We start from the raw sequence: 25596 nt of genomic DNA on the forward strand, positions 1-25596 counted from the left end.
AGCATAGGGAAGCGCGGATGGGCGCGTAGCGTTTTTTGCCGACCGGCGAAAATTCACCGCGGTGCGCATAGGCTGGCCTTGATGAGCGACCGGACCAGGGGACGTCCACCCCGGATCAGTCAGGACCAGATCGTCGCGGCGGCCCGACGCGTCGCGACCAGGGACCTGACGATGCAGGCGGTGGCCGATGCGCTCGGCGTCAGTCGTAAAGCCCTGCACTATTACGTCGGCGATCGCGAGGGCCTGCTGACCCTTGTGGTGCTCGACCAGTTCGAACGCGAACTCGACCGCGTCGAGTTACCCGTCGACGACGACTGGCGAAAAGTGTTGCGCGCCTACGCCGTAGCTTTTCGCGACGGTCTGATCCAGGTGGGGACGGCGACCGACTTCACCCGCCTCCGCGGACTTTCCGCCTCGGCGGCACTCGCGCTGGCGGATCGGGTGCTCGATGCGCTGCTGGCTGCGGGACTGGACCCCGAGGCCGCGCGCTGCGGACTGACCGCGGCGTCGAATATCGCTCAGTCGGCTGCCCACACCGTCGTCGCGCAGACCGCATCCGGCGTGCATCGGCATCGGGCGCAGACCACTGCAGCGCTTAAAAACGAACCGCAGAACACCTATCCGGCGCTGCGCCGCGTGCTCGCCACCGCCGAACCGAAGCGGCACGACGCCGACATCCAGTTCACGTTCGAACTGAACTCGGTGATCGCTGGGCTGGAGCGGATACTCGCTGCTAGACCGGCGGTGTCAGAGTGACCTTGCCGGTGCGCTGCTGCCCCGTGCCGTCGACCCACGTCAGATCGAGCACGTCGCCCGGGTAGTGCCGGTCCAGGACATAGGTCAGCGTGGTGGCCGAATCCAGGCTGACACCGTCGAGGGCCAGCAGCACGTCGCCGCTGCGCAGGCCCGCCTGCTCTGCAGGGCCACCGCGCAGCACCTCGGCGATGAGCACCCCCGGCCCTTCCTGTCCCGCCGTGCGGACGCCGACGCCGAGCAGCACTGGCGGTCCGATGTGGATCGAGTCGGACGGCGCCCGCGAGCGGATCTGATTGGCGATGGCCAGTGCGTCGTTGATCGGGATGGCGAATCCCTCGCCGCCGGGGCCGAGTCGAAAGTTCACCGACGCGGCCGTCGTGATCCCGACGACCTGGCCGACGCCGTTGACCACGGGTCCACCGGAGTCGCCTGCGACGACCGGAGCGGCGAACTCGATCAGTCCGGACAGCTCGTCTGTACTACCGGTCAACGTGTCCTCGGCGGTGACGGTACGGCCGAACGCGGTGACCGTGCCGACCTCCCGGGTCAGCGGGGCGTTGGTGCCTGCGGCATTGCCCAGTGCGACCACCGGTTCGCCCTCCACCAGCGCGGCGGAGTCGCCGATTGGGGCCACGGGCAGGCCGGCCGCACCGAGCAGTTGCAGCACGGCGATGTCCCGCCGACGGTCGTAACCGACCAGCTCAGCTGGGAAAGAGCGCCCCGCGACGGTCGCGTTGATGCGATCGGCCCCGGATACGACGTGGAAGTTCGTCAGCACCTGGCCACCCGGGTCGAGGACGATTCCGGTACCGGTGCCGAACGCGCTCTGATAGTCGATCTCGGTGTCGATGCGCACCACCGCGGGTTCGACTGATGCCGCGGCCGCGATCGGATCCGCGGGTGCGGCCGTCGATATCGCCGAGTTCAGCGGCGCGACCAGCGCCAATACCACCGCAAGCGCGGTCAGCAGAGCCGCGAACGGTCGGCGGACATGCGTATAGCCCATGTGTCCATACTGCCCGAAGTTGAGGACGCTTAATCCTCGACGGCCACTCCGCCGCGCAACCGCCTGCGCCGACGCCTGGTCGGCTCGGTCTTCCCGGACGGCCTGCGGTTGCGCAAGCCGCCGTCGGCGTCGTCGGCAGCGGCTTCACCGGCCGCCTCGGGCGCGGGGGTCTCATCCACGCCGGCTTCCTCGGCGGTGGACTGCGGCTCGACGGCCGTCGACTCGGGCTCGGAGACCTCGGTGGTGGAGTCCTCGTCGTCGTCGGCAGGCTCGGCAGGCTTTGCAGACTCGGCAGGCGAGTCGGCGGAAGGATCGTCGGCGCCCTGCGGCTCGTCCGCGGCCGTGTCTGCTGCCGCGCCCTTGCGCCTGCCTCGCCGCTGCTTCTCGGTCTTGGGCTTGAGCGCTTTCGGCGGGGGCGGCGGCATTTCGGCGACGAACGCCAGGTAGAAGGCGAAGAGGCCGAGCAGCGCGATGGCCGCGGCTGCGCCGTAGATGCCGAACAGCCACTGTCCCGCCGAGTCGAGCGACAGCCAGATCTCACTGATCGCCGCAGCGATGATCAGCACGGCGGCCAGCACGTGCAGCACGATCGACCACATGCGCAGCGTCAACGCGAGCTGCGGCACGCCCAACTCGGGCTTGCGGGTGCGCTGCAGCGTGAGCGCCACCGGTATCGCGGCCAGGCCGATCAGCGCCCCGACCACGATGCGCAGCGCGGTGCCCAGCGTGTGTGAGGTGTCGCCCAGGAGCTCCGGCATGCGGGGCATGACGAAGAAGAAGTACAGGACACCGGCGACGATGCAGAACGATGCGTGCCAGATCACCGCGACGGTGCGGCTCATGCCCCTCCTTGATGCTTGATTGGTCCGGGTGCGACCAGGACGTCGGTCGCTGGTCGCATCCCGGACCGAGTGCGGAGGATGCGGGATTTGAACCCGCGAGGGCTATTAACCCAACCCGCGTTCCAGGCGAGCGCCATAGGCCACTAGGCGAATCCTCCGCGGGCCATGGTAGCCGACCAGGCACCAGCGCCCGTCCAGATCCTCGCGGGGTTCGTATTAGACTCGCCGTGGACCCCGCGCGGCGTCCATCCTGTGAACTCCCCCAGGGCCGGAAGGCAGCAAGGGTCAATGGGCTCTGGCGGGTGCGCGGGGTCCCCTTCTTTTTCTCGCTTCAGTCGAAAGGCGCCCCGTGTCGTTTCTGTCGCTCGGCCGAGATGAACTCTCCGCGCAGTACGAGCAGCAGAAACGGAACTACGCCGAGCTGCAGGCCAAGGGCCTCAAGCTCGACCTGACCCGCGGCAAGCCGGCTCCTGCCCAGCTGGATCTGTCGAACGCGCTGCTCGGCCTTCCGGGGAACGGGCCCGACGCCTTCAAGGACGGCGATGGGACCGACACTCGCAACTACGGCGGGCTGCACGGGCTGCCGGAGCTGAGGGCCATCTTCGGCGAGCTGCTGGGCATTCCGGTGCAGAACCTGATCGCCGGCAACAACGCCAGTCTGGAACTGATGCACGACGTGGTGGTGTTCTCCATGCTGCACGGCGGCGTCGACTCGACCAAGCCCTGGATCCAGGAGCCCGCGCTGAAGTTCCTGTGCCCGTCACCGGGCTATGACCGCCACTTCGCGATCACCGAGAGCCTCGGGATCGAGATGATCATGGTGCCCATGCAGGAAGACGGGCCCGACGTCGACCTGATCGAAGAGCTCGTCGCAGCCGATCCGGCGATCAAGGGCATGTGGTGCGTTCCGGTGTACTCCAATCCGACCGGTGTCACCTACTCGTGGGAGGCGGTGCGGCGGCTTGTTCAGATGCGAACGGCTGCAAGCGATTTCCGATTGATGTGGGACAACGCCTACGCGGTGCACACCCTGACACACGACTTCGTCCGCAACGTCGATGTGCTCGGGCTGGCCGAGGCGGCGGGCAACCCGAACCGCCCACTGGTCTTCGCGTCGACGTCGAAGATCACCTTCGCCGGCGCAGGGGTCAGCTTCCTGGGCGCTTCGCTGGGCAACATCGCCTGGTATCTGCAGCATGCGGGCAAGAAGTCGATCGGCCCCGACAAGGTCAACCAGCTCAGGCATCTGCGGTTCTTCGGCGACGCGGACGGGGTGCGGCTGCAGATGCAGCGCCACCAGCAGCTGCTGGCCCCGAAATTCGCCGCGGTGCTCGAGATCCTCGCCGACCGGCTCGGCGAATCGAAGATCGCGTCCTGGACTGAGCCCAAGGGCGGCTACTTCATCAGTCTCGATGTGCTGCCGGGCACGGCCAAGCGCACGGTCGCGCTGGCCAAGGACGCGGGAATCGCGGTCACCGAGGCGGGCGCGACGTTCCCGTATCGAAAAGATCCGGAAGACAAGAACATTCGGATTGCTCCGACGTTCCCGGCCGAGCCCGAGCTGCGGGCGGCGATCGACGGCCTGGCCACCTGCGCGCTGCTGTCGGCGACCGAGTCGCTGCTTGGGGACTGACGTGTTGTTTCGTCGGTCCGCATCGGTAGCCTGCTGAGCGTGGCGCTCTACCGCAAGTACCGGCCGGCAACCTTCGCTGAGGTCATCGGGCAGGAGCATGTCACCGAGCCGCTGTCCACTGCGCTGTCGGCCCATCGGATCAACCATGCCTACCTGTTCTCTGGACCGCGTGGCTGCGGCAAGACGTCGTCGGCACGCATCCTGGCCCGCTCGCTGAACTGCGCTGACGGCCCCACCCCCACACCCTGCGGCGTATGCGACTCGTGTGTGGCGCTGGCCCCGAACGGGCCGGGCAACGTCGATGTGGTCGAACTCGACGCGGCCAGCCACGGCGGTGTCGACGACACTCGAGAACTGCGCGACCGCGCGTTCTACGCGCCTGCCCAGTCGCGGTATCGGATCTTCATCGTTGACGAGGCGCACATGGTCACCACGGCCGGATTCAACGCGCTGCTGAAGATCGTCGAGGAGCCGCCGGACCACCTGATCTTCGTGTTCGCCACCACCGAACCTGAAAAGGTGCTGCCGACCATCCGGTCGCGCACTCACCACTACCCGTTCCGGCTGCTGGCGCCGCGCACCATGCGCTCGCTGCTGGAGCGCATCTGCGCGTCCGAGGATGTCACGGTCGACGACGCGGTGTACCCGTTGGTGATTCGCGCAGGCGGTGGGTCGCCGCGCGACACGTTGTCGGTGCTCGATCAGCTACTGGCGGGCGCCGACAACAATCGGGTGGAGTACCGGCGGGCGCTGTCGCTGCTCGGCGCGACGGACGTCGCTCTGATCGACGTTGCGGTCGATGCGCTCGCGGCCGCCGACGCCGCAGCCTTGTTCGGCGCGGTCGAGGCGGTGATCGACGCCGGCCACGACCCGCGCCGGTTCGCGACCGATCTGCTCGAGCGATTCCGCGATCTGATCGTGCTGCAGTCGGTGCCTGACGCGGTCGCCCGCGGCGTCGTCGACGGGCCCGAGGACGTCCTGGAGCGGATGCGTGAGCAGGCGAGAGGACTCGGGACCGCCACGCTGACCCGCTTCGCCGAGGTGGTGCACTCCGGACTGGGGGAGATGCGTGGCGCGACCGCGCCTCGACTGCTGCTCGAGGTGGTGTGCGCCCGGCTGCTGCTGCCGTCGGCGAGCGACACCGAGGCGGCGCTGCTGCAGCGTGTCGAACGCATCGAGACCCGGCTCGACATGTCGATCCCCGACGGTGAACAGGCCATGGCGCCAGAGCAGTTCACTCGCAAGAGCCAGGCGCCGGAGCCGAAGTCCGAAGAGACCAAGGCCACGGAGACCAAGGCTCCTGAGCCCAAGGCCGCGGAGCCCAAGGCGCCGCCGCCGCCCAAGGCCACACCTGCGCCCGTCAAGGCCGAGCCCGCCGCGCCCCCGCCGCCCACAGAAGAGGACAAGCCACCGTCGCCCCCACCGGTGCGGCCGCCCTCCGATCCGGTGGTCGAGGCGCCGCCGCCCGCCGCGCTGACCACAGAGCCGAATGCGGCGGCCGTGCGCAGCATGTGGACGACGGTGCGGGAGAAGGTGCGTCAGCGCAGCCGTACCACCGAGGTCATGCTGGCCGGAGCCATCGTGCGAGCTGTCGAGGGCGACACGTTGGTTCTCAGCCACGAGTCCGCCCCGTTGGCCAAACGTCTTGTCGAACAACGCAACTCCGACGTCATCCGCGAAGCGCTCAAGGACGCGCTCGGTGTCGACTGGAAGATTCGCTGCGAAGCGGGTGCCGCGTCGCCACCTCAGGCCGAAGCCAAGCCGGCCGCCGCAGCACCAGCGCATCGTGACGACGACGAAGAGGACATGCTGGCCGAGGCCGGCAACGACACGTCCAATGCCCCACGGCGCGACCCCGAGGAGGCCGCGCTCGAGCTACTGCAGAGCGAGTTGGGCGCGCGTCGCATCGACGGCAGCGCCTAGGGTCAGGCCGTCCACCAGGGTCGTAGCGGCAGTCCACCGTCGTTGCCGTGCGAGTCCAGCTTGACCGCCAGAACCTGGTGCAGCTGAACGACATTGGTCTCGAAGCCGATCCGTGAGCCGGCCATGTACAGCCCCCACACCTTGGCCGTGGGCAGGCCGACCTCTTCGACCGCCTCGTCCCAGTGCTCGACGAGATTGCGGCACCAGTCGCGCAGCGTCAACGCGTAGTGATTGCGCAGATTCTCCTCGTGCACGACCTCGAGGCCGACGTCCTGGGCTTCGGTGATGATCCGCCCGGAGCCGGTCAGCTCGCCGTCCGGGAAGACGTACCGGTCGATGAAACCGCCTGCGGTGGCGCCGGTGCGGTTGTCGTGGCGGGTGATGCAGTGGTTGAGCAGCAGGGCCCCGGTGCGCATCTTCGACTTCAGGAAGCGGAAGTACGAGGGGTAGTTCTGCACGCCGATGTGTTCGGTCAGACCGATCGACGACACCGCGTCGAAGCCGGACTCCCGCACGTCGCGGTAGTCGCCGTGCCGCACCTCGGCGAGGTCGCCGAGCCCTTGTGCCTCAATGGCATTGCGCGCCCACTCGGCCTGCTCCTTCGACAGCGTGACGCCGATGGCCTTGACGCCGTGGCGGGCCGCGTAACGGACCATGCCGCCCCAGCCGCAGCCCACGTCGAGCAACCGGTCGCCGGGTTTGAGCCGCAACTTCTCGAAGACCAGGCGGTACTTGTTCTCCTGCGCCTCTTCGAGCGTGGCGTCGGGGTCGGGGTAGCAGGCGCACGTGTAGGTCATCGACGGGCCGAGCACCCATTCGTAGAACGTGTTCGAGACGTCGTAATGGTGGTGAATTGCCTCGGCATCACGAGTTCTGCTGTGCCGCAGACCTTCCGCGATGCGACGCCAGCGCGGCAGCGCCTCCTGCGGTGGCGGCGAGATCGGCTTGAGGTGCTCGATGCCGATGGTGCGGACGATGTTGGCCAGTACGCGTGCGGGCGGCATCTTGAAGTCCAGCTTGTCGGCCAGCGCCCGCAGCAGGTCGTAGGGATCACCGGGGTGCACGCCGTGCATCTCCAGATTGCCCGACACGTAGGCGCGGGCGAGGCCGAGTTCGCCGGGAGCGGTGGCCAGATAGGTGGTGCCGCGCGGCGTCAGGAGATCCAGACCCAACTCGGCGTCGTCCGGCCCCGCCGTACTGCCGTCGTAGGCGGTGAATCTCAGTGGCTGCTGGCCCGCGGCGAAGATCTCCAGGATCTCGGCAAGGGTGAGCTTCCTGTCCGTCGCGTCAGCCGAATAGTCCTTGAAAGTCGTCATTGTCGTTGCACCGCCTTCGCATACAAATCGAGGAGACGTGAATCCGGGTCGTAGGTCTTCTTGACGGTCTTGTAGATCTCGCCGCCGTAGAGTTCGTCGAACTCCTCCTTGCCGTAGTACGCATCGGAATACAGAGACTTGTGTCCGTCGAGCTCGCTGACCTTCGTTTCGATCAGCCTATTCGTATGGCCCTCGTTCGGTCCCGCAGGCACCGACGACCAGAAGCCGACGTTGACGTAAGTCCGGTTCGGCCGGATCGGGTACAGCGGCCAGCCGCCCTCCGATCCAGCGGTGTCGCGAAGGCGTAACGGGCACAGCCAAATCGGCTCTATCGGCACGTTGGCCAGGAACCAATGCAGGAACTCGGCGGTCCGCTCGATCGGCACCTCGATGTCTTGGACGACGCGCTCCAGCGGCGGGCGGCCGTTGCGCTTCTCGATGCGATCGGCGATGTCGAAGCGCCTGTCGTAGGCGATGAGCTTCCAGTAGAAGCTGCTGCGCCGCAATCGCCTGGGCCACCACGGCCGAATGCGCGGGTTCTGCGCACCGAAAGCCCGTGAGCACCAGAACCAGTCGGTGTCCCACCGCCATAGATAGTCGTGGATGGTGAGCCGATCGTGCTTCTCGCCGTCGGCGTGCTGAATCGAGCGGTAGTAGATCTGCTGACCGGTGTAGTCGCTGACCGGTCCGGGAGCCGAAGTCTGAAAGCCGAGCGTCAAATAGCTCTCGTCGGCGGAGAACACGACACCGTCGAGATAGTCGACCGGCGTGCCGTCGTGGCCGCCGGTCTCGATGATGCGGTCCATCGCCACGACCATGTCGTCAAGTGAATGGAAACGCAAGTGCCGCAAGGCGACGAATGGCTTAACACCCTCCAGCTCGATCTTGATGCGAACCGAATAGCCCAGAGTGCCGTACGAGTTCGGGAACGCCCTGAAAAGCTCGGGATGGACGTCGCGGCTGGCGGTGAGCACCTCGCCGGTGCCGGTCAGAATGTCCATCTCCAGCACCGACTCGTGCGGCAGTCCGTTGCGGAACGACGTCGACTCGATGCCCAGCCCTGTCACTGCACCACCGAGGGTGATGGTCTTGAGCTGCGGCACCACCAGCGGTGCCAGCCCATACGGCAGTGTGGCGGCGACCAGATCCTCGTAGGTGCACATGCCCGCCACATCTGCGGTGCGCGCGTCGGGGTCGACGGCGATGACGTTGGTCAGCCCCGACACGTCGAGGCCCTTCGTCGCCGTCTTGGCGCGGGCCCGAAACAGGTTCGAGGTGGGTTTGGCGAGCCGCACAGTGGCGTCCGGTGGAATCGCCCGATAACTGGCTACGAGGCGCTGCACACCATGGGCATGAGCCCCCTGTGCGTCGGTTTTCACAACAGACACGCATATACGCTAGTCGGCGGCCGCAGCCGATGCGACCGCACAGACACAAAACAGGAGTGCAAGATGTCTCAGGTCAGCGCGTCCAGCACTGTGTTGATCGACGCCCAGGCGGAAACAGTCCTTGCCGCCGTCGCGGATTACGCGACCGTACGTCCGAAGATTCTGTCCTCGCACTACAGCGGTTATCAGGTACTCGAGGGCGGTCAGGGCGCAGGCACCGTCGTGACGTGGAAGTTACAGGCCACCAAGTCGCGGGTGCGTGACGTGAAGGCGACCGTCGACGTCGCGGGGCACACCGTCATCGAGAAGGACGCCAACTCGTCGATGGTCACCAACTGGACCGTCGCGCCCGCGGGCAACGGCTCGTCGGTCACGGTCAAGACGTCGTGGCAGGGTGCCGGAGGCATCGGTGGTTTCTTCGAGAAGACGTTCGCGCCGCTGGGCCTGAAGAAAATCCAGGCCGAGGTGCTGGAGAACCTCAAAAAGCAGGTTGAGGGCCGGTAACCGGCCGCTTTACGTGGCGCCCAGGAAGCCCGCGATGCCGCGCACGACGGCGTCGGCATACTTCTGCCTACCATCGGGCGTTTTCATCAGCGCCGAGTCGACCGGGTTCTTCATGTTCCCCAGTTCGACGAGGATGGACGGGTACTGGGCCAGGTTGAGCCCGGCGATGTCGGACCGCGGGTTCAGTCCTGCGCTGCCGATATAGGTGGACGGAACGAAGCCGGCCGCCTGCAGCTGGTCGCGCATGATCGCGGCGAACCGTGGCGAGGGCCCGGCCTGCGCGTCGTTGAGCGGCGGGGACGAGTACAAGACGTGGAATCCGCGCCCCGTCGGGGGGCCGCCGTCAGCGTGGATGCTGACGATCGCGTTGGGCCGCAGCGAGTTGGCCATCGCGGCACGCTCGTCGACGCAGGGGCCCACCCCGGTGTCGTCGCCGCGTGACATCGCGGTTCGTACGCCGAGTGCGGTCAGCGCCGCGCGGATGCGTAGCGTGGTCTCCCAGGCGAACGTGTGCTCGGCGAAGCCGTCGTCGGTGGAGGTGCCGCTGGCCTGGCAGTCCTTCGTTCCGCCGCGCCCGGTCGGCACCTGACGGCTGATCGAGGCGTCGTTGGCGCCGTTGTGGCCGGGATCGAGGAACACGATCTTGCCGGCGATGTTGGCCGGTGCGGCATACGCCGGGCTGACGAGCGTCGACGCGACGAGGATCAGACTGGCGGCCACCGAGGCGCAGATGCGCATTGCCATGGTGGGCCCGACACGCAGGGGGGCTGGCACGGGCGCCACCGTAGCCGCAGTCGCGACTAGGCTGAAAGGCCAAACCGCCGTGCGCGGGCGACAGAGACCAAGTCGAAACCAATACGCAAGGGGACTGTCATGCAACCAGGAGGCCAGCCCGATATGTCGGCGCTCCTCGCCCAGGCGCAGCAGGTGCAGCAACAGCTGATGGAAGCGCAGGAATCGCTGGCCAACGCCGAGGTGCACGGCCAGGCGGGCGGAGGCCTGGTGCAGGTCACCATGAAGGGCAGCGGCGAGGTGGTCGCGGTGTCGATCGACCCGAAGGTGGTCGACCCCGAGGACATCGAGACCCTGCAGGATCTGATCGTCGGCGCCATCGGCGACGCGTCCAAGCAGGTCACCATCATGGCGCACGACCGCCTGGGGCCGCTGGCAGGCGGAATGGGCAACCTCGGTATTCCGGGCCTCTAGTTTTCGCATGTTTGAGGGCCCGGTCCAGGATCTCATCGACGAGCTCGGCAAGTTGCCGGGCATCGGGCCGAAGAGTGCGCAGCGCATCGCGTTCCACCTGTTGTCGGTCGAGCCGCCGGACATCGACCGGCTGACCGCGGTGCTGAGCAAGGTCCGCGACGGTGTCACGTTCTGCGCGGTGTGCGGAAACGTGTCCGACGACGAACGATGCCGGATCTGCTCGGACGCGCGCCGCGACGGCTCGGTGGTGTGCGTCGTGGAGGAGCCCAAGGACGTGCAGGCCGTCGAGCGCACCCGCGAGTTCCGCGGGCGCTACCACGTGCTGGGCGGCGCGCTCGACCCGTTGTCCGGAATCGGACCCGAGCAGCTGCGAATCCGCGAGCTGCTCACCAGGATCGGTGACCGAGTCGACGGGGTGGACATCGCCGAGGTGATCATCGCTACCGACCCGAACACCGAGGGTGAGGCCACGGCGACGTATCTGATGCGGATGCTGCGCGACATCCCCGGGCTCACCGTGACGCGAATCGCCTCGGGGTTGCCCATGGGCGGCGACCTCGAGTTCGCCGACGAGTTGACGCTTGGCCGCGCGCTGGCCGGCCGCCGCGCGATGGCCTAGTCGCCCTTTTTCCGCTGGCTGCGCACCTGAATCTCTGCGCGCCGAAATCCGAGTTTTGTCGACGTCTACTCGAACTTCCGCTACAGAACTCGGATCTCGTGGACCTGTCAGTGCCGCGGGGCACGATGCAGGCATGGTTGACGTGATTCTGGGTGGTGAAGCGGTCGCCGCCGGCGTGGTGACGCGTCATGAACTGCGACGCTGGTACACACCGATTTATCGCGGGGTGTTCGCTGCGAAAGACGGCGACCTGACGTTGCGTGACCGGGCGATCGGGGCGTGGTTGACCACGAGGCGGAAGGGTGTGATCGCAGGAGTCGCCGCGTCGGCGTTGCACGGCGCGCCATGGGTCGACCCCACCGTGCCGGTGGAGGTCGCAGGCGTCAAGAGTCAGCCGCAGGACGGACTCGCACCCCGCTCCGAACGGATCGCCGACGACGAGATCACCCGCATCGCCGGCCTTCCGGTCACCACACGAGTGCGAACGGCGTTCGACATGGGACGCCACCTTTACCGGCCGGAGGCACTGGCCCGGCTCGACGCGCTGATGTGGAACCAGTCGTTCGACATCGCCGAAGTGGCGGCCCTCGCGCAGCGGTATCCGCGCGCGAGAGGTGTTCGGCAACTACGCGAGCTGCTTCCCCTCGTCGACGGGGGAGCGGCGTCGCCGCAAGAGTCCCGGGTCCGATTGTCGTTGCACGACGCGGGCTTTCCCGCCCTGAGACGCAGATACCCGTGGTGATCGGCGTCCGGCCGGAGGCGTGGCTCGACATGGGGTGGCGCGACTTTCAGGTTGCGGTCGAGTACGACGGTGACCACCACCGCACGAACCGCCGCCAGTACGTCAAGGACATCGCTCGGCTGCGGATGCTGGAGTCGATGGGCTGGACGGTCATTCGCGTCATCGCCGAGGAACGGCCGTGGGAGTGGCTCGCCAGGGTCGAGGCGGCCCTGATCAGAAGAGGTTGCCCCGTGGAGGTGAACGCCTACGCCGCGTAGCGCTAGACGCGCCGCGGCGCTGCGAGGCGTTCCCGCCGAAGTCGGGTGACCTCGTCGATCTCCAACGGCGGCAGGTCGCCCACGACCTGGCTCAACAGGTGGTCGGCGAGTTCGGGATTGCGGGCCAGACATGGCCCGTGCAGATACGTCGCGACCACGCTGCCCTGCACGGCCCCGTCGAGACCGTCGCCCGCGCGGTTGCCCGCCCCGGATACCACCTTCGCCAGCGGTTTGGCGTCGGAGCCCAATACCGTTCCGCCGCGGTGATTTTCGAAGCCGGTCAGCCGGTCGGACAGACCGGTCAGCATGGGCTGCGACACCACCTCGCCGATGGTCCGCTGATCCTGCGGCGACGTCGTCACGTCCAGCATCCCGACCCCGTCGACCCTTTCGCCCGACGACGTCTCATACCAGTGCCCGAGCACCTGGATCGCCGCGCAGATCGCCAGCACCGGCGCGCCGCGCTCCGCCGCCTGTTGCAAACCCGGATACCGCTGCAGGTGCTTGGTGGCCAGTCGCTGCGCGTAGTCCTCGGCGCCGCCGAGCGTGTAGAGATCCAACTCGGCGGGCACCGGATCCGACAGCGTGATCTCCACGACCTCGGCGTCGATGCCGCGCATCCGCAGCCGTTGCCGCAGGACGACCGAGTTGCCGCCGTCGCCGTAGGTGCCCATCACATCGGGCAGCACCAACCCGATCCGCACCGTCGACTCAGGCATTCTCCCCCCCGTCGCTTCGCTCCCGCCCCCTGCGACCATGTCGCTCCAAAACCCTGTTGAGTTGCAGAAACGCGGTGTAGTTGGCGATCACCTCGACATGACCCGGCGGGCACGACGCGATGGCCGCCACCGTGTCGTGCACCAGCGTGTGCTCGACGCCGGCGTAGCCCAGTCGCACCGCCAGGTCCGTTCCACGCTCACCGGCGGCCACCACCTGCGTGTCGTCGAAGTGCTCGAACCGCACGTCCCACAGCCAAGACAGGTCCTCGCCGTCGGGCACCTGCCCGTTGACCGAAATCACCACGCCCGCACCGTGTTTGTCGACCATCGACAGTGCCTCCTGCCAGCCGGCCGGATTCTTGGCCAGCAGCACGCGGGCGGTGTGCGCGCCGAGACGGACCGTGCGATAACGACCGGCGACCTCGTCGACACCGGACACCGCCGCGACGGCGGCCGCCGGGTCGGCCCCCAACGTCACCGCGGCCGCAACCGCCTGGGTGGCGTTGCCGCGGTTGACCGCGCCCGGGAGTGCCAACGTCATCGGCATCGACAAGCCGCCCGGCCCATGGATGTTCGCCTCGTCGTAGCACCATTGCGGGTTCGGTCGTTTGAAGTCGGTTCCGGTCGAATACCATTCGACGTCCTCGCGGACGATGATCTCACCGGAGCGAGGGCAGCTCACGGAGTCGTTGGCCCAGCTGCCCCCGGCGGCCACCCACACCACGTTCGGGTGGTCGTAGGCCGCCGACGTCATCAGTACGTCGTCACAGTTCGCGACGACGACCGCGGACGGATGCCGCGCCAGCCCGGCCCGCAACGTCCGTTCGATGTGGTTGATCTCACCCACCCGGTCGAGTTGGTCGCGCGACAGATTCAGCAGCACGATCACCGACGGATCGACGGCGTCGGCCACATGCGGCACGTGCATCTCGTCGACTTCCAGCGCAGCCAGCGTTGCGTCGCGCGCACTGGCCAGCGCGGCGACCAGGCCGGCATCCATGTTCGCGCCTTCGGCGTTGGTGGCCACTGCCCCGATGGTGCGCAACGCCGCCGCGGCCATCCTGGTGGTGGTCGATTTGCCGTTGGTGCCGGTCACCACCACGGTGCGACGGCCCGCGCCGAGTTGGCTCAACAGGGATTTGTCGAGGGCCAGGGCGACGAGGCCACCGATCATCGCGCCTGCGCCGCGGCCGGTGACGCGCGACGCCCAGCGCGCGCCTGCGCCCGCGGCGAGCGCGATTCGTCCTCGTGTGGTGACCACCCCCGGCATCTTAGGTAGCCGACACGCTGGACGAGCGATCCGGTGATGTCCCGGGTTTGTCAGGGGCTCGTGCCATTCTCGAAACGTGGACCAATCCTGGGGCCGGCCGGCAAACGAGCCCGGTGCGGGCTGGGCGGTCGTCGACGTGGAGACGTCGGGATTCCGTCCTGGGCAGGCCCGCGTGGTGAGCATCGCCGCCCTGGCGCTCGGTGACGACGGCAACGTCGAACACAGTCTCTACAGCCTGCTCAATCCCGGTGTGGATCCCGGGCCCACTCACGTGCACGGATTGACTGCGGAGATGCTGGCCGGCCAGCCCCGATTCGGCGACATCGTCGGCGACCTTGTCGAGCTCCTGCGGGGACGCACACTGGTGGCCCACAACGTCGGCTTCGACTACTCGTTTTTGGCCGCCGAGGCCGAACTCGTCGGCGCGGAACTGCCCGTCGACACCGTGATGTGCACCGTCGAACTGACCCGCCGCCTGGACCTGGGCACCGACAATCTGCGGCTGGAAACCCTCGCCGCGCATTGGGGCATCACGCAGATGAAGCCGCACGACGCGCTCGACGACGCGATGGTTTTGGCGCAGATCCTCAAACCGGTGCTGTTCCGCGCCCGTGAGCGCAGAGTCTGGCTGCCGGTGCACCCGGTGACGCGGCGCCGCTGGCCCAACGGCGCTGTCACACACGACGAGTTGCGTCCGTTCAAGGCGGTGGCGTCGCGGCTGCCCTGTCCGTATCTGAACCCTGGGCGGTACGTGGAGGGCCGACCGCTTGTGCAGGGTATGCGCGTCGCACTGTCCGCTGAGGTCATCCGAACGCACGAAGAACTCGTCGAACGCATCGTGCACGCCGGCTTGTCCTACACCGACAACATCGACCTCGAGACGTCGCTGATCATCTGCAACGACCCCGCACCCGAGCACGGCAAGGGATATCAGGCCAACGAACTCGGTGTGCCGCTCGTCCGTGACGACGAGTTCATGCGCCACCTCGGGTCGGTCGTCGGCGGCACCGGCATCGAGGAGTTCGCCGACGCCACGCTGGCGGGCGACCAGTTCGCGCTGTTCTGACGGATCTTGTATTCACTACACCCGTAGTGGTAGCGTCGCTCTTATGACCACTACAGATGTAGTACAGCGGCCGTCGATCCATGCTTTTTACCGCCGGCACGGCTATTTCTTCCGCGAAGCGGCGATGCTCACCATCGCGATGGGGTTCTGCATGCACCTCTATCGGGTCGTTTTCGGAGATGACGCCGCGCTGCAGTACGTGATGACACCGACGACGGACAAGGTGTTGCTCGTACCCATGACATACGCAGCAGTCGCGGGAATTCTGCTCGCGCGTCGAGTCGAGTTCGCGAACACTCCGCACAAGATCTTCTTCACGTGGTCGCTGGTCTACATCGGACTCAGTGTCCCGATGCACGTTTACTTCGGCGTGATCCGCGACAACGTCGACTTCTATTTCGACTTCTTCGCAGTCTGGTTCAGCTATCTGCTGTTCCCGTTCTACGCTGCGCTTCTCACGATGTTCTTCAAACTGCGCTATAGGAACTGATGCCGCCCAACCCGGAACGTCGCAACCTGATCCTCGACGCCGCCATCGACATCCTGTGCGATGACGGTGTCGGGGGTCTCACTCATCGACAGGTCGACAGCCGGGCCGACGTGCCTGCGGGCACCACGTCGAATTACTTCCGCACCCGTCAGTCGCTGCTCGAGGCGACCGCCGCACGCACCGTGGACCTGCACTGGCAGCGCGTCGATGCGCTGCAGAAAGGCGTCGGCCCCATGGATCGAAATGCGCTGAGCACGTTGTTGACTCGGATGCTCGATCCCGACGACCAGGTTCGCCGCTGGACTCTGGCGCGGTTCGAACTGTTCATGGAGAGCACGCGCCGCGAGGAATTGCGACCGCTGATGAAGGACCTCCAGGCGGCCGCGGTGAAGTCGGCGACACTCATATTCGAGGCCGCCGGCTTCACCCCGGCGCCGGAGAGGATGGACGAAATCAGCAGGCTGCTCAACGGCTTTGTGTTCAGCAACCTCACCCTGGCGCCCGAACCGGGCACACAGGACGCCGCCGGTCTTGTGAACCGACTGCTGAATGTCTTCCTCGACTAGTCGCGTGATGCGCGGTTCACGGCCGACACCACCGCGCGCAGCGATGCGGTGGTGATCGACGTCGCGATGCCGACGCCCCACACGGTTTGGCCGCCGACCGACGCCTCGACGTACGCGGCAGCCTGGGCCTCTTCACCTGCCGAGAGCGCGTGCTCGGAATAGTCCAGCACGGACACGTCAATGCCGACGGCGCCCAACGCGTCCACGAAGGCCGCGAGCGGACCATTGCCTGCACCGACGATCTCGCGTTCGACGCCGTCGATCTTCACCACCGCCTCGATGGTGTCGGTGCCGCCGTCGACCTCGGATGCGGTGACCTTCTGACGGATACGCTCCAGCGGCCGGACAGGCGTCAGGTACTCCTCGGCGAAGACGTCCCACATCTCCTTCGGCGAGACCTCGCCGCCCTCGCCGTCGGTGATCTTCTGGATCGCCTGGCTGAATTCGATCTGCAGCCGGCGCGGCAGGGCCAACCCGTGATCGGCCTTCATGATGTAGGCCACCCCGCCCTTGCCCGACTGCGAATTGACCCGGATCACGGCTTCGTAGGTGCGGCCCACGTCCTTCGGATCGATCGGCAGATAGGGCACCTGCCACAGCAGGTCGTCCACGTCGGCGTCCTGCTCGTCGGCCGCGACCTTCATGGCGTCCAGGCCCTTGTTGATCGCGTCCTGGTGGCTGCCCGAGAACGCGGTGTAGACGAGATCGCCGCCGTAGGGGTGCCGTTCGGGGACCGGCAACTGGTTGCAGTACTCGACGGTGCGCCGGATCTCGTCGATGTTGGAGAAGTCGATCTGCGGGTCGACGCCGCGCGAGAACAGGTTCAGGCCCAGCGTGACGATGCAGACGTTGCCGGTGCGCTCACCATTGCCGAACAGGCAGCCCTCGATGCGGTCGGCACCGGCTTGATACCCCAATTCGGCTGCGGCGACGGCGGTTCCGCGATCGTTGTGCGGGTGCAGGCTCAAGATGATCGAGTCTCGCGGACTCAGGTGCCTGCTCATCCACTCGATCGAGTCGGCGTAGACGTTGGGGGTGGCCATTTCGACGGTGGCGGGCAGGTTGACGATCAACGGCACCTCGGGGGTCGGCGCGATGATCTCGGCGACGGAATTGCAGACGTCGACCGCGTACTCCAGTTCGGTGCCCGTGTAGGACTCCGGGCTGTACTCGAAGCGCCACAACGTGGCGGGGTATTTCTTGGCCTCTTCGACGCACATCCGCGCGCCGTCGGTGGCGATCTTCTTCACCGCTTCGCGGTCGGCTTTGAACACCACGCGGCGTTGCAGGATCGACGTCGAGTTGTAGAAGTGCACGATGGCGCGCGGGGCGCCTTCACACGCTTGGAAGGTCCGCTCGATCAGTTCGGGCCTGCATTGCGTCAGCACCTGAATCGTGACGTCATCGGGGATCGCGCCCCCGGTGATGATCTCGCGGACGAAGTCGAAGTCGGTCTGGCTGGCCGACGGGAAGCCGACCTCGATCTCTTTGTAGCCCATCCGCACCAGCAGATCGAACATCCGTCGCTTGCGGGCGGGGCTCATCGGATCGATCAGGGCCTGGTTACCGTCGCGCAGATCGACGGCACACCACATCGGCGCGCGGTCGATGACCTTGTCCGGCCAGGTGCGGTCAAACGGAACCGATGCTGTGCCCGACGCCGGGCTCCCGCCCGGCACCTCGTCGGCGAAGCTGCGGTATCGGCTGACCGGCATCGCGCTGCTGCGCTGGGTGTTCCAGACGGGTTGGCCTGGGTTGGGGTCGCCGGACGGCGTGGTGATCTGACGTACGGACGAGAAGGCGTCAGGTGAATCTGGTGCGGGTCTCGAGAAGGTGGTCACGGTGTCTGCTCCGGGTTGTCGGTGGACTCACGACCGGCGCATCGCGAACACCCGCGACGGGAAGCCGGTCTGATCAGACCCCGTCGCGGCTGCCGAGAAGGAGCACCCGCTGCACCCCGCAACTCTAGCAAGCCGAGCAGGCAAGCCAAAATGCCAGCTCGTGCTAGTCGTCCAGGCTGCCCAACGTCAGGTTGACCGTCGTCCCCGTCATCGCGCTTGCCTTGTCCGAGGCCACGAAGACCGCGACGTCCGCCAGTTCACGGACCGCCATCAACCGGCGGGCGTGCGTCCTGCCCGCCAGGGCCTCCTGCCACTGCTCCCACGTCACGCCCGACGCGGCGGCACGCGGCTCGAAGGCATCCCTGATCGTCGGCGTCTCCGGCATGGCCTGCGGTCGCAACCCGACGACGCGAATGCCGTGCGGCGCCAGTTCCGCCGATAGCCCGCGCGTGAGTGCCTCCTTGGCGGCTTGCGCGGGCCCGTAGCCGCCGACCAGCGGAATGCCGGTCCGTGAATGCAGCGCGGTGACCGTCATGATGACCCCCGAGCGGTTCGGGACCATTCGCCGCGCGGCCAGCCGGGCGATCAGAAAGTAGGACCGGGCATGCGTCGCGATCGGCGCACAGAACTGCTCGACGCCCAACTCGGTCATGGGCACGCCGAGAATCGACGCGTTGGGTATGCCCACCGCGTCGAACACGATGTCGACCCGGCCTGCCTGGTCCACGACGGACTGCAAGTGGCTGTCGACCGCCCGCTCGTCGAGGGCGTCGACCTGCGCGCCGTCGACGTTCAGATCCTCCGCGACGACCTGCACCGTCTGGCGACGGCGCCCGGCGAGGAACACCGTCGCACCCTCGGACGCGAAGGCCCGCGCCACCGCCGCACCGATCGCGCCGCCCGCGCCATAGATCACCGCAACTTTGTCGTCAAGCATCACGGTTATGAAGACCCCGCGAACCGACCGAACCGGCCGCTGCGGAAGCGACCAGTTCCCGCGGCCGCCGGTGTCTGTACGAAGGTGGATGTGGTGACAGCGGACCTGATGACCAGGGCGCGGGCAGGAGACGGCGACGCGTTCCGGAGGCTGACCGAGCCGCATCGACGGGAACTGCACGCCCACTGCTACCGGATGCTGGGCTCCCTGCAGGACGCCGAGGACGCACTTCAGGACACCCTGCTGGCCGCCTGGCAGGGTTTCGGCGAGTTCGAACAACGCGCCTCACTGCGGACCTGGCTCTACCGAATCGCCACCAATCGGTGCCTCAACGCCAGGCGTTCGGCGAGCAGGCGCTCCGCTGCGGAATGGAATGTTCCCGGCGTCGAGCCACCCGAGCCGACCAGGCTTGGTCGGGTCCCGTGGTTGGAGCCGTTTCCCGATGATCTCCACGACGTCGGCGAGCCTGGCCCGGAAGCGCGTGTCGAGCAGGCGGAGTCGATCTCGCTGGCGTTCGTGACGGCTATGCAACTGCTGCCGCCCCGCCAGGTAGCCGTCCTGATCCTGCGCGACGTCCTGGCGTTCCGCGCGGCCGAAGTGGCCGAGATGCTCGACTCGAGCGTCGAATCGGTCAACAGCGCCCTGCGGCGTGCGCGCGCCGGGCTGCACGACCGACGCACCGACGCACCCAGAGCGGGCTCGGCTCACGCGGGCACCACCGTGAGCAGGTTCGTCAGGGCGTGGGAAGCCGCCGACCTCGAAGCGCTGGTGTCCCTGTTGACCGACGACGTGTTCATCGCGATGCCGCCGATGCCCTTCGAATACGAGGGCCGCGTGCTGGTGCTCCGGTTCTGCAGCCGGTTGTTCGACGCCGGTCGCAGGTTCGATCTGATACCGACGGGGGCCAACGGCCAACCAGCGTTCGGGGTGTACCTGCGTACGTCCGCGGGGACCCGCCCCGGCGTCGGCTTGTACGTGCTGACGCTGTCCGGCGACCGGATCTGCGCGATGACGCGTTTCGACAGCAGCGTTCTCGCGTGGTTCGGCTTGCCGCGCTCGTTGCCGCGTCGCTAGGGCCGAGGCGGCGCGCCTGACGGTCGCTAGAGTCGCTGCCGTGAACCTCGACCGGCGCTGGTGGATCGCGATCGCGGTCCTCGTCGTCGTCGCCGTCGCGCTCATCGTGAACCGCGTCGCGTTCCAGCCGCCGCAGGAGTGCCGGCCGGTGCAGGAACTGCTGGACTTCAACCAGGCGCAGACCGAGGTCATCGGGTCCGCGTCGGGAAAGTCCGAAGGGGTTCCCAGCCAGGCCGAAGAGGCCGCCTACCGGGCGTGGGCCGACGGTCTGGCCGATCGCGCCCAGAACGTCAGCGCCCCGGACTTCGCGTTCACCGCGGGCCAGGTCGCCACCCTGGCCGACGACTTCGTCGAGAAGTTGGGCACGCTGCGCACGCAGGCGCAGTCACGCGCGCCCGGCGCCCCGACCCCGCCGGTGGTGTTCGAGATGGATGCGTTGAGCACCCAGATCTCACAGAAGCTCGCCGAATTGTCCGACGCCTGTTCGTGACGCCACCGGCGGGATAAATCGGGTGCGCAGACCCCTTATCCTTGGTGGGATCTTTTCCAGGACTCGAAAGGTTTCGCAGTGGCGCTCGTCGTACAGAAATACGGCGGATCCTCGGTGTCGGACGCCGAGCGCATCCGCCGTGTCGCCGAGCGCATCGTCGAGACCAAGAAGCAGGGCAACGACGTCGTCGTGGTCGTCTCCGCGATGGGCGACACCACCGACGACCTGCTTGATCTCGCGAGGCAGGTGAGCCCCGCCCCGCCCGCGCGCGAGATGGACATGCTGCTGACCTCGGGCGAGCGGATCTCCAACGCGCTGGTTGCGATGGCCATCGACTCGCTGGGCGCCCAAGCGCGGTCGTTCACCGGATCACAGGCCGGCGTGATCACCACCAGCACCCACGGCAACGCCAAGATCATCGACGTCACCCCCGGCCGCCTCCGCGAGGCGCTCGACCAGGGCCTGATCGTGCTGGTCGCTGGCTTCCAAGGCGTGAGCCAGGACAGCAAGGACGTCACGACGCTGGGCCGCGGCGGGTCGGACACCACCGCGGTCGCACTGGCCGCCGCGCTGCGGGCCGACGTGTGCGAGATCTACACCGACGTCGACGGCATCTTCACCGCCGATCCGCGCATCGTGTCGAACGCCAAGCACCTCAAGAACGTCACCTTCGAGGAGATGCTCGAGATGGCCGCGTGCGGCGCCAAGGTGCTGATGCTGCGGTGCGTGGAATACGCCCGCCGGTACGACGTTCCGATTCACGTGCGGTCGTCGTACACCGACAAGCCAGGCACTCTCGTCAAAGGATCGATAGAGGACACCCCCATGGAAGACGCCATCCTGACCGGAGTCGCCCACGACCGCAGCGAGGCGAAGGTCACCGTTGTCGGACTGCCCGACGTACCGGGCTATGCCGCCAGCGTGTTCCGCGCTGTCGCCGACGCCGACGTGAACATCGACATGGTGCTGCAGAACATCTCGAAGATCGAGGACGGCAAGACCGACATCACGTTCACCTGCTCCCGTGACAGCGGACCGGGCGCGGTAGGGAAGCTGACGTCGCTGCAGGACGAGATCGGGTTCTCCAAGGTGCTCTACGACGACCACATCGGCAAGGTCTCACTCATCGGCGCCGGCATGCGCAGCCATCCCGGCGTCACCGCCAAGTTCTGCGAGGCGCTGGCCGAGGTGGGCGTCAACATCGACCTGATCTCCACCTCGGAGATCCGAATCTCGGTGCTGATCAAGGACACCGAGCTCGACAAGGCCGTCGTCGCGCTGCACGAGGCGTTCGGCCTCGGCGGCGACGAGGAAGCTGTGGTCTACGCGGGGACGGGACGGTAGCGCCGACGTGAGGAGCACAGACTAGCCATGGTCAACATCGGTGTGGTGGGCGCGACCGGTCAGGTCGGCCAGGTGATGCGGGCGCTGCTGGAGCAGCGCGACTTCCCTGCCACCGGCGTGCGGTTCTTCGCCTCGGCCCGCTCGCATGGCAAGAAGCTGCCGTTCCGGGGCCAGGAGATCGAGGTCGAAGACGCGGCGACCGCCGACCCGTCCGGCCTCGACATCGCCCTGTTCTCCGCCGGCGCGTCGATGTCGCGGGTGCAGGCGCCGCGCTTCGCCGAGGCGGGCGCCATCGTGATCGACAACTCGTCGGCCTGGCGCAAGGACCCCGACGTGCCGCTGGTGGTCAGCGAAGTCAACTTCGAACGCGACGCGGCGAACCGCCCGAAGGGCATCATCGCCAACCCCAACTGCACCACGATGGCCGCGATGCCGGTACTCAAGCCACTGCACGACGAGGCCGGGCTGGTGCGGATGATCGCCTCCACCTACCAGGCGGTGTCAGGCAGTGGAATCGCCGGTGTGGAGGAACTTTTCGCGCAGGCCAGCGCCGTCGTCGGCGACAGCAAGGAGCTGGTGGCCGACGGTGGCGCGCTGAACTTCCCTCCGCCGGTCAAGTACGTCGCGCCGATCGCATTCAACGTCGTGCCGCTGGCCGGATCCCTGGTCGACGACGGATCCGGTGAGACCGACGAGGACCAGAAGCTGCGCAACGAGAGCCGCAAGATCCTCGGCATCCCCGACCTCGCCGTGAGCGGGACTTGTGTGCGAGTACCGGTGTACACCGGGCACTCCTTGTCGATCAACGCCGAGTTTGCGCAACCACTTTCGGCCGCCCGGGCAGCAGAACTGCTCGCCGGTGCGCCCGGCGTGAAGTTGGTCGACGTGCCGACTCCGTTGGCGTCGGCCGGTGTCGACGAGTCGCTGGTCGGCCGGATCCGACAGGATCCCGGTGTGCCCGATGGGCGCGGCCTCGCGCTGTTCGTCTCTGGTGACAACCTTCGAAAAGGCGCGGCGCTGAACACGATTCAGATCGCCGAGTTGCTGGCCGCCCAGCTCTAGCGCGCGCGGTGGTTTGCGTTCGCGCCGTCGGTGCGATGGTGATCGCCGCGTGGACACTGACCGCGCCGGCCGCATACGCCCAGCCCGCGGCGCCGATCCCGGATCCGGTGCTGCCGCCGCTGGCGCCCGGCCAAGTCATCCGGATCGGCCCGACGGCGGGAACCGGCACGCCGACAAAGGATTACGGCGTCGGTGCCACCGACCTGTGCGAGTTCATGGAGTTCACCAGGGGAATTCTGCAGGTCTGCGGCGACAGCTTCGCCGGGCAGGGCGTCGGTTTCGGTGGCTGGTACTCGCCGATCGCGCTGCACGTGGAAACCGACTCGATCGATGATCCGAACGGCGTACGTTACGACGGCGTGATGGGTACCACCAAGCCGCTGCTGGCGGACGCAGCGCCGCCTGGGACGTCGCAATTGCCCGCAGGCGTCGTGCAGATCAACCGTGAGAACTACATGATGGTCACCACGACGCGCGATCTGAAACCACAGACGTCCCGGTTGGTAAAAGCCGATCCCGCGCAGGGCAATTGGCCCACCGTCGAGGGCTCGGAGCGCGACGCGTCGTACGCCGAACACCACCAGTCACAGATCAGCGGATACTACGACCCGATCCCCAGGCCCGACTCGCCGAGCGGCTGGGTGTACATCGTCGCCAACAACTTCGACCGCAGTTCGTCGGTGGTGCTGTACCGCGCGACGCCGCAGACGTTCGACGAACGGTCGAACTGGCAGGGCTTCTCGTCGACGCTGGGTTGGGGACATCCGCCGACGCCGTTGTGGCCGGACTCGATCGGCGAGATGAGCGTGCGCCAGATCGACGGCAAGACCGTGCTGTCGTACTTCAACGCCACTACCGGGAACATGGAGGTGCGGGTCGCCGCCGATCCGACGGCACTGGGCACCGCGCCGGTGACCACAGTGGTTGTCGCGACCGAATGGCCCGAGCCCGTAGACCATCTCGGACCGCCGGAGAACAACCGGCTCGCACAGCCGTACGGCGGATACATCTCACCCGGATCGACACTCGAGGAGGTGCGCGTGTTCGTCAGCCAGTGGAACACCGGTCCGCGCGGCGGTGCGCCGTATCGGGTGATCCAGTACGCGGTGAACCCCTTGAAGCCCTATCCCTTCGGATAGCTAACCCTTTCCCTGCGGTGCAAGAAGTCTGGCCGCGGGGCGATTACGTGAGGCGCACGAACGCGGGAGTATTTCCTCATCACCTACGAGAGGAAACACCAATGAACAAGTTCAATTACGCCGCAACGCTTCTCGGCGCCTTCGCCGTTATCGTCCTCACTCCCGCGACCGCCTACGCAACCGACAACGACCCGTCCGGTCCCGGCGGATGCACCTACACCGACGCCGACGGCTACGACATTCCGATCCACGACGGCGAAGACGTGTTCGTCGACGGCAAGATCGTCTCCTGCCGCGGCGGATCCATCATCATCACCACTGCCCCCAAGCGCGGTGGCGGGGGCCTGCGGCCGCAGACCGGCGGCCCCCTGCCGGTGCTGACCGAGGTTGAGCCCGCTGCGCCGGTGTCGCCCAAGCGGCCAGTCCTCTCCGACACGCCGATCCTGACCGCACAAAACTGAAGCCCTCCCAGCTCGGCCCGCCACCCGCGAAGACGGTGGCGGGCCGAGCCCGTGTAACGCTTTCGACGTTTCGAGGCACTCACTTTCCGTACGCAGCAGCCAACCCGCTGCCGCCGGGAACCGAAGGAAGTGGCATGACCACATTCAGCAACGGCATCGCCGTCCCCGCCGCCGTCGAATCGAAGATCGACCAGCTGGGCGCCGCCATCGTCGGACTGTCCGTGGCCGCGCTGAGCTTCCGGTTCACCACACCCGGCGAATCCCTGCATGCGGCGCGGTTGACCGGAGTTACTCTCGCGGCACGATGATCTCCGTCGAAGAGAACGAAAGCGCTCTCGTCGCCGCCCTGCAGGCCGGTGATGAGAGCGCCTTCGCCTCGCTCGTCGAGCGCCACAGCGCAGCCATGCGGAGAGTGGCTCGCGGTTACGTGTCCGCACACGAGATCGCCGAGGATGTCGTGCAGGAGACGTGGATCGCCCTGCTCAAGGGAATCGACAAGTTCGAGGGCCGATCTTCGCTTCGCACATGGCTTTTCACGGTGATGATCAACATCGCCAAGGCGCGGGGCGTCCGCGACCGCCGTGCCACCGACGCCGAGATGGCTGCGTTCACCGGGGGCACGGTCGACTCGGCGCGGTTCCGGCCCGCCGACGACCGGTGGCCGGGGCACTGGAAAGCCGACGCGGCGCCGACGCGCTTCCCGGACACCCCAGAAGGCTCGGTCCTCGGCGGCGAACTTGTCGCGGTGGCCCGGCGCGAACTCGACAAACTTCCGGACAACCAACGCACCGTGGTCACGCTGCGCGACATGTACGGCTTCGACTCGAAAGAAGTGTGTGAATTGCTCGACATCACCATCGCGAATCAGCGAGTGCTGTTGCATCGCGGACGCGCCGCCGTGCGGCAAGCGCTCGAGACCTACCTGGCGGACGAATCATGAACGAG

At 67.1% G+C, this 25596-nt stretch carries 26 protein-coding genes, 1 tRNA gene, 1 other RNA gene and 1 pseudogene; 19 read left to right on the forward strand and 10 right to left on the reverse strand.

All coding sequences use genetic code 11. The annotated features are described in order from the left end of the window. Nucleotides 1-81 precede the first annotated feature (81 nt). A complete protein-coding gene (locus N4S67_RS24995; RefSeq protein WP_260995703.1) occupies nt 82-756 on the forward strand; it encodes a TetR/AcrR family transcriptional regulator in 675 nt (224 codons plus the stop codon). Here the strand turns inward: N4S67_RS24995 and N4S67_RS25000 are convergent. The 3 genes from N4S67_RS25000 to N4S67_RS25010 all read right to left on the reverse strand — a co-directional run bounded on the left by N4S67_RS25000 (nt 734) and on the right by N4S67_RS25010 (nt 2762). After that, nucleotides 734-1762 (reverse strand): S1C family serine protease, encoded by a 1029-nt coding sequence (locus tag N4S67_RS25000; protein ID WP_260995704.1) that lies wholly within the window; start codon nt 1760-1762, stop codon nt 734-736. The two genes, N4S67_RS24995 and N4S67_RS25000, sit on opposite strands and share 23 nt — an antisense overlap. A 29-nt stretch (nt 1763-1791) precedes the next feature. After that, on the reverse strand, nt 1792-2604 hold the full coding sequence (locus tag N4S67_RS25005) for a hypothetical protein (protein WP_260995705.1): 813 nt from the start codon (nt 2602-2604) through the stop codon (nt 1792-1794). Nucleotides 2605-2676: 72 nt separating this feature from the next. Then, nucleotides 2677-2762 (reverse strand) — tRNA-Ser (locus N4S67_RS25010). A gap of 68 nt (nt 2763-2830) precedes the next feature. Here N4S67_RS25010 and ffs point away from each other — a divergent pair. From ffs to N4S67_RS25025, 3 genes are all read left to right on the forward strand, one after another. Further along, an RNA gene (gene ffs / locus N4S67_RS25015) (signal recognition particle sRNA small type) lies at nt 2831-2925 on the forward strand. Between the two features lie 28 nt (nt 2926-2953). Then, nucleotides 2954-4237, forward strand: coding sequence for an aminotransferase class I/II-fold pyridoxal phosphate-dependent enzyme (locus N4S67_RS25020; RefSeq protein ID WP_260995706.1), 1284 nt, complete (start codon nt 2954-2956; stop codon nt 4235-4237). Nucleotides 4238-4276: 39 nt separating this feature from the next. Then, on the forward strand, nt 4277-6160 hold the full coding sequence (locus N4S67_RS25025; protein WP_260995707.1) for a DNA polymerase III subunits gamma/tau: 1884 nt from the start codon (nt 4277-4279) through the stop codon (nt 6158-6160). 2 nt (nt 6161-6162) lie between these two features. Here the strand turns inward: N4S67_RS25025 and N4S67_RS25030 are convergent, their stop codons facing one another. Then, nucleotides 6163-7476 (reverse strand): class I SAM-dependent methyltransferase, encoded by a 1314-nt coding sequence (locus tag N4S67_RS25030; RefSeq protein ID WP_260995708.1) that lies wholly within the window; start codon nt 7474-7476, stop codon nt 6163-6165. Further along, on the reverse strand, nt 7473-8864 hold the full coding sequence (locus N4S67_RS25035; protein WP_260995709.1) for an FAD-binding oxidoreductase: 1392 nt from the start codon (nt 8862-8864) through the stop codon (nt 7473-7475). The genes N4S67_RS25030 and N4S67_RS25035 overlap by 4 nt, the downstream gene beginning before the upstream one ends. Nucleotides 8865-8927: 63 nt before the next feature. On the opposite strand from N4S67_RS25035, the gene N4S67_RS25040 reads away from it, so the two are divergent. Continuing rightward, the gene (locus tag N4S67_RS25040) at nt 8928-9368 is read left to right on the forward strand and encodes an SRPBCC family protein (protein WP_260995710.1); all 441 of its coding nucleotides are present in this window, start codon (nt 8928-8930) and stop codon (nt 9366-9368) included. A 9-nt stretch (nt 9369-9377) separates the two neighbouring features. Here the strand turns inward: N4S67_RS25040 and N4S67_RS25045 are convergent, their stop codons facing one another. After that, nucleotides 9378-10112 carry an Rv3717 family N-acetylmuramoyl-L-alanine amidase gene (locus N4S67_RS25045; RefSeq protein ID WP_390893524.1) on the reverse strand — a complete coding sequence of 245 codons (735 nt, stop codon included), beginning with the start codon at nt 10110-10112 and terminating at the stop codon, nt 9378-9380. Between the two features lie 129 nt (nt 10113-10241). Here N4S67_RS25045 and N4S67_RS25050 point away from each other — a divergent pair, with 129 nt between their 5' ends. From N4S67_RS25050 to N4S67_RS25060, 3 genes and pseudogenes are all read left to right on the forward strand, one after another. Beyond that, the gene (locus N4S67_RS25050; RefSeq protein WP_390893510.1) at nt 10242-10574 is read left to right on the forward strand and encodes a YbaB/EbfC family nucleoid-associated protein; all 333 of its coding nucleotides are present in this window, start codon (nt 10242-10244) and stop codon (nt 10572-10574) included. A 7-nt stretch (nt 10575-10581) separates the two neighbouring features. Further along, nucleotides 10582-11193 carry a recombination mediator RecR gene (gene recR, locus N4S67_RS25055; RefSeq protein WP_260995711.1) on the forward strand — a complete coding sequence of 204 codons (612 nt, stop codon included), beginning with the start codon at nt 10582-10584 and terminating at the stop codon, nt 11191-11193. A 133-nt stretch (nt 11194-11326) separates the two neighbouring features. Then, a pseudogene (locus tag N4S67_RS25060) lies at nt 11327-12192 on the forward strand (DUF559 domain-containing protein). Between the two features lie 2 nt (nt 12193-12194). On the opposite strand, the gene N4S67_RS25065 reads toward N4S67_RS25060, so the two are convergent. Together N4S67_RS25065 and N4S67_RS25070 are read right to left on the reverse strand one after the other, a co-directional pair. Beyond that, nucleotides 12195-12911: a type 1 glutamine amidotransferase gene (locus N4S67_RS25065; protein WP_260995712.1), complete on the reverse strand. Its 717-nt coding sequence runs from the start codon at nt 12909-12911 to the stop codon at nt 12195-12197. Further along, nucleotides 12904-14172, reverse strand: a complete 1269-nt coding sequence (locus N4S67_RS25070) for a Mur ligase family protein (protein ID WP_260995713.1) — start codon at nt 14170-14172, stop codon at nt 12904-12906. The genes N4S67_RS25065 and N4S67_RS25070 overlap by 8 nt, the downstream gene beginning before the upstream one ends. Before the next feature lie 85 nt (nt 14173-14257). Here N4S67_RS25070 and N4S67_RS25075 point away from each other — a divergent pair, with 85 nt between their 5' ends. The 3 genes from N4S67_RS25075 to N4S67_RS25085 are packed head-to-tail and all read left to right on the forward strand — an operon-like array spanning nt 14258 to nt 16303. Next, nucleotides 14258-15247 (forward strand): DEDDh family exonuclease, encoded by a 990-nt coding sequence (locus N4S67_RS25075; RefSeq protein WP_260995714.1) that lies wholly within the window; start codon nt 14258-14260, stop codon nt 15245-15247. A 43-nt stretch (nt 15248-15290) separates the two neighbouring features. Further along, the gene (locus tag N4S67_RS25080) at nt 15291-15737 is read left to right on the forward strand and encodes a hypothetical protein (protein ID WP_260995715.1); all 447 of its coding nucleotides are present in this window, start codon (nt 15291-15293) and stop codon (nt 15735-15737) included. Further along, nucleotides 15737-16303, forward strand: a complete 567-nt coding sequence (locus tag N4S67_RS25085) for a TetR/AcrR family transcriptional regulator (RefSeq protein ID WP_260995716.1) — start codon at nt 15737-15739, stop codon at nt 16301-16303. Before N4S67_RS25080 ends, N4S67_RS25085 begins: the two co-directional genes overlap by 1 nt. On the opposite strand, the gene leuA is transcribed toward N4S67_RS25085, so the two are convergent. Further along, complete coding sequence (gene leuA / locus N4S67_RS25090) at nt 16300-18144, reverse strand: 2-isopropylmalate synthase (protein ID WP_390893512.1); 1845 nt, start codon at nt 18142-18144, stop codon at nt 16300-16302. The two genes, N4S67_RS25085 and leuA, sit on opposite strands and share 4 nt — an antisense overlap. Before the next feature lie 163 nt (nt 18145-18307). Next, nucleotides 18308-19081, reverse strand: coding sequence for an SDR family NAD(P)-dependent oxidoreductase (locus N4S67_RS25095; RefSeq protein ID WP_260995717.1), 774 nt, complete (start codon nt 19079-19081; stop codon nt 18308-18310). Nucleotides 19082-19171: 90 nt separating this feature from the next. Here N4S67_RS25095 and N4S67_RS25100 point away from each other — a divergent pair, with 90 nt between their 5' ends. The 8 genes from N4S67_RS25100 (at nt 19172) to N4S67_RS25135 (ending at nt 25591) form a co-directional block, all read left to right on the forward strand. Further along, nucleotides 19172-20155: a sigma-70 family RNA polymerase sigma factor gene (locus N4S67_RS25100; RefSeq protein ID WP_390893513.1), complete on the forward strand. Its 984-nt coding sequence runs from the start codon at nt 19172-19174 to the stop codon at nt 20153-20155. Between the two features lie 40 nt (nt 20156-20195). Further along, nucleotides 20196-20645, forward strand: a complete 450-nt coding sequence (locus N4S67_RS25105; RefSeq protein WP_260995719.1) for a hypothetical protein — start codon at nt 20196-20198, stop codon at nt 20643-20645. Between the two features lie 78 nt (nt 20646-20723). Then, nucleotides 20724-21989, forward strand: coding sequence for an aspartate kinase (locus N4S67_RS25110; protein WP_260995720.1), 1266 nt, complete (start codon nt 20724-20726; stop codon nt 21987-21989). A 27-nt stretch (nt 21990-22016) separates the two neighbouring features. After that, nucleotides 22017-23051 carry an aspartate-semialdehyde dehydrogenase gene (locus N4S67_RS25115; protein WP_260995721.1) on the forward strand — a complete coding sequence of 345 codons (1035 nt, stop codon included), beginning with the start codon at nt 22017-22019 and terminating at the stop codon, nt 23049-23051. Between the two features lie 35 nt (nt 23052-23086). Then, the gene (locus N4S67_RS25120; protein ID WP_260995836.1) at nt 23087-24190 is read left to right on the forward strand and encodes a DUF4185 domain-containing protein; all 1104 of its coding nucleotides are present in this window, start codon (nt 23087-23089) and stop codon (nt 24188-24190) included. 101 nt (nt 24191-24291) lie between these two features. Continuing rightward, nucleotides 24292-24651 carry a hypothetical protein gene (locus tag N4S67_RS25125; RefSeq protein ID WP_260995722.1) on the forward strand — a complete coding sequence of 120 codons (360 nt, stop codon included), beginning with the start codon at nt 24292-24294 and terminating at the stop codon, nt 24649-24651. A gap of 134 nt (nt 24652-24785) precedes the next feature. Next, on the forward strand, nt 24786-24959 hold the full coding sequence (locus N4S67_RS25130; protein ID WP_260995723.1) for a hypothetical protein: 174 nt from the start codon (nt 24786-24788) through the stop codon (nt 24957-24959). Continuing rightward, nucleotides 24956-25591 carry an RNA polymerase sigma factor gene (locus tag N4S67_RS25135; RefSeq protein WP_260995724.1) on the forward strand — a complete coding sequence of 212 codons (636 nt, stop codon included), beginning with the start codon at nt 24956-24958 and terminating at the stop codon, nt 25589-25591. Before N4S67_RS25130 ends, N4S67_RS25135 begins: the two co-directional genes overlap by 4 nt. Nucleotides 25592-25596 lie beyond the last annotated feature (5 nt).

The sequence above is a fragment of the Mycobacterium deserti genome (genome assembly GCF_025345615.1).
Lineage (GTDB): Bacteria > Actinomycetota > Actinomycetes > Mycobacteriales > Mycobacteriaceae > Mycobacterium > Mycobacterium deserti.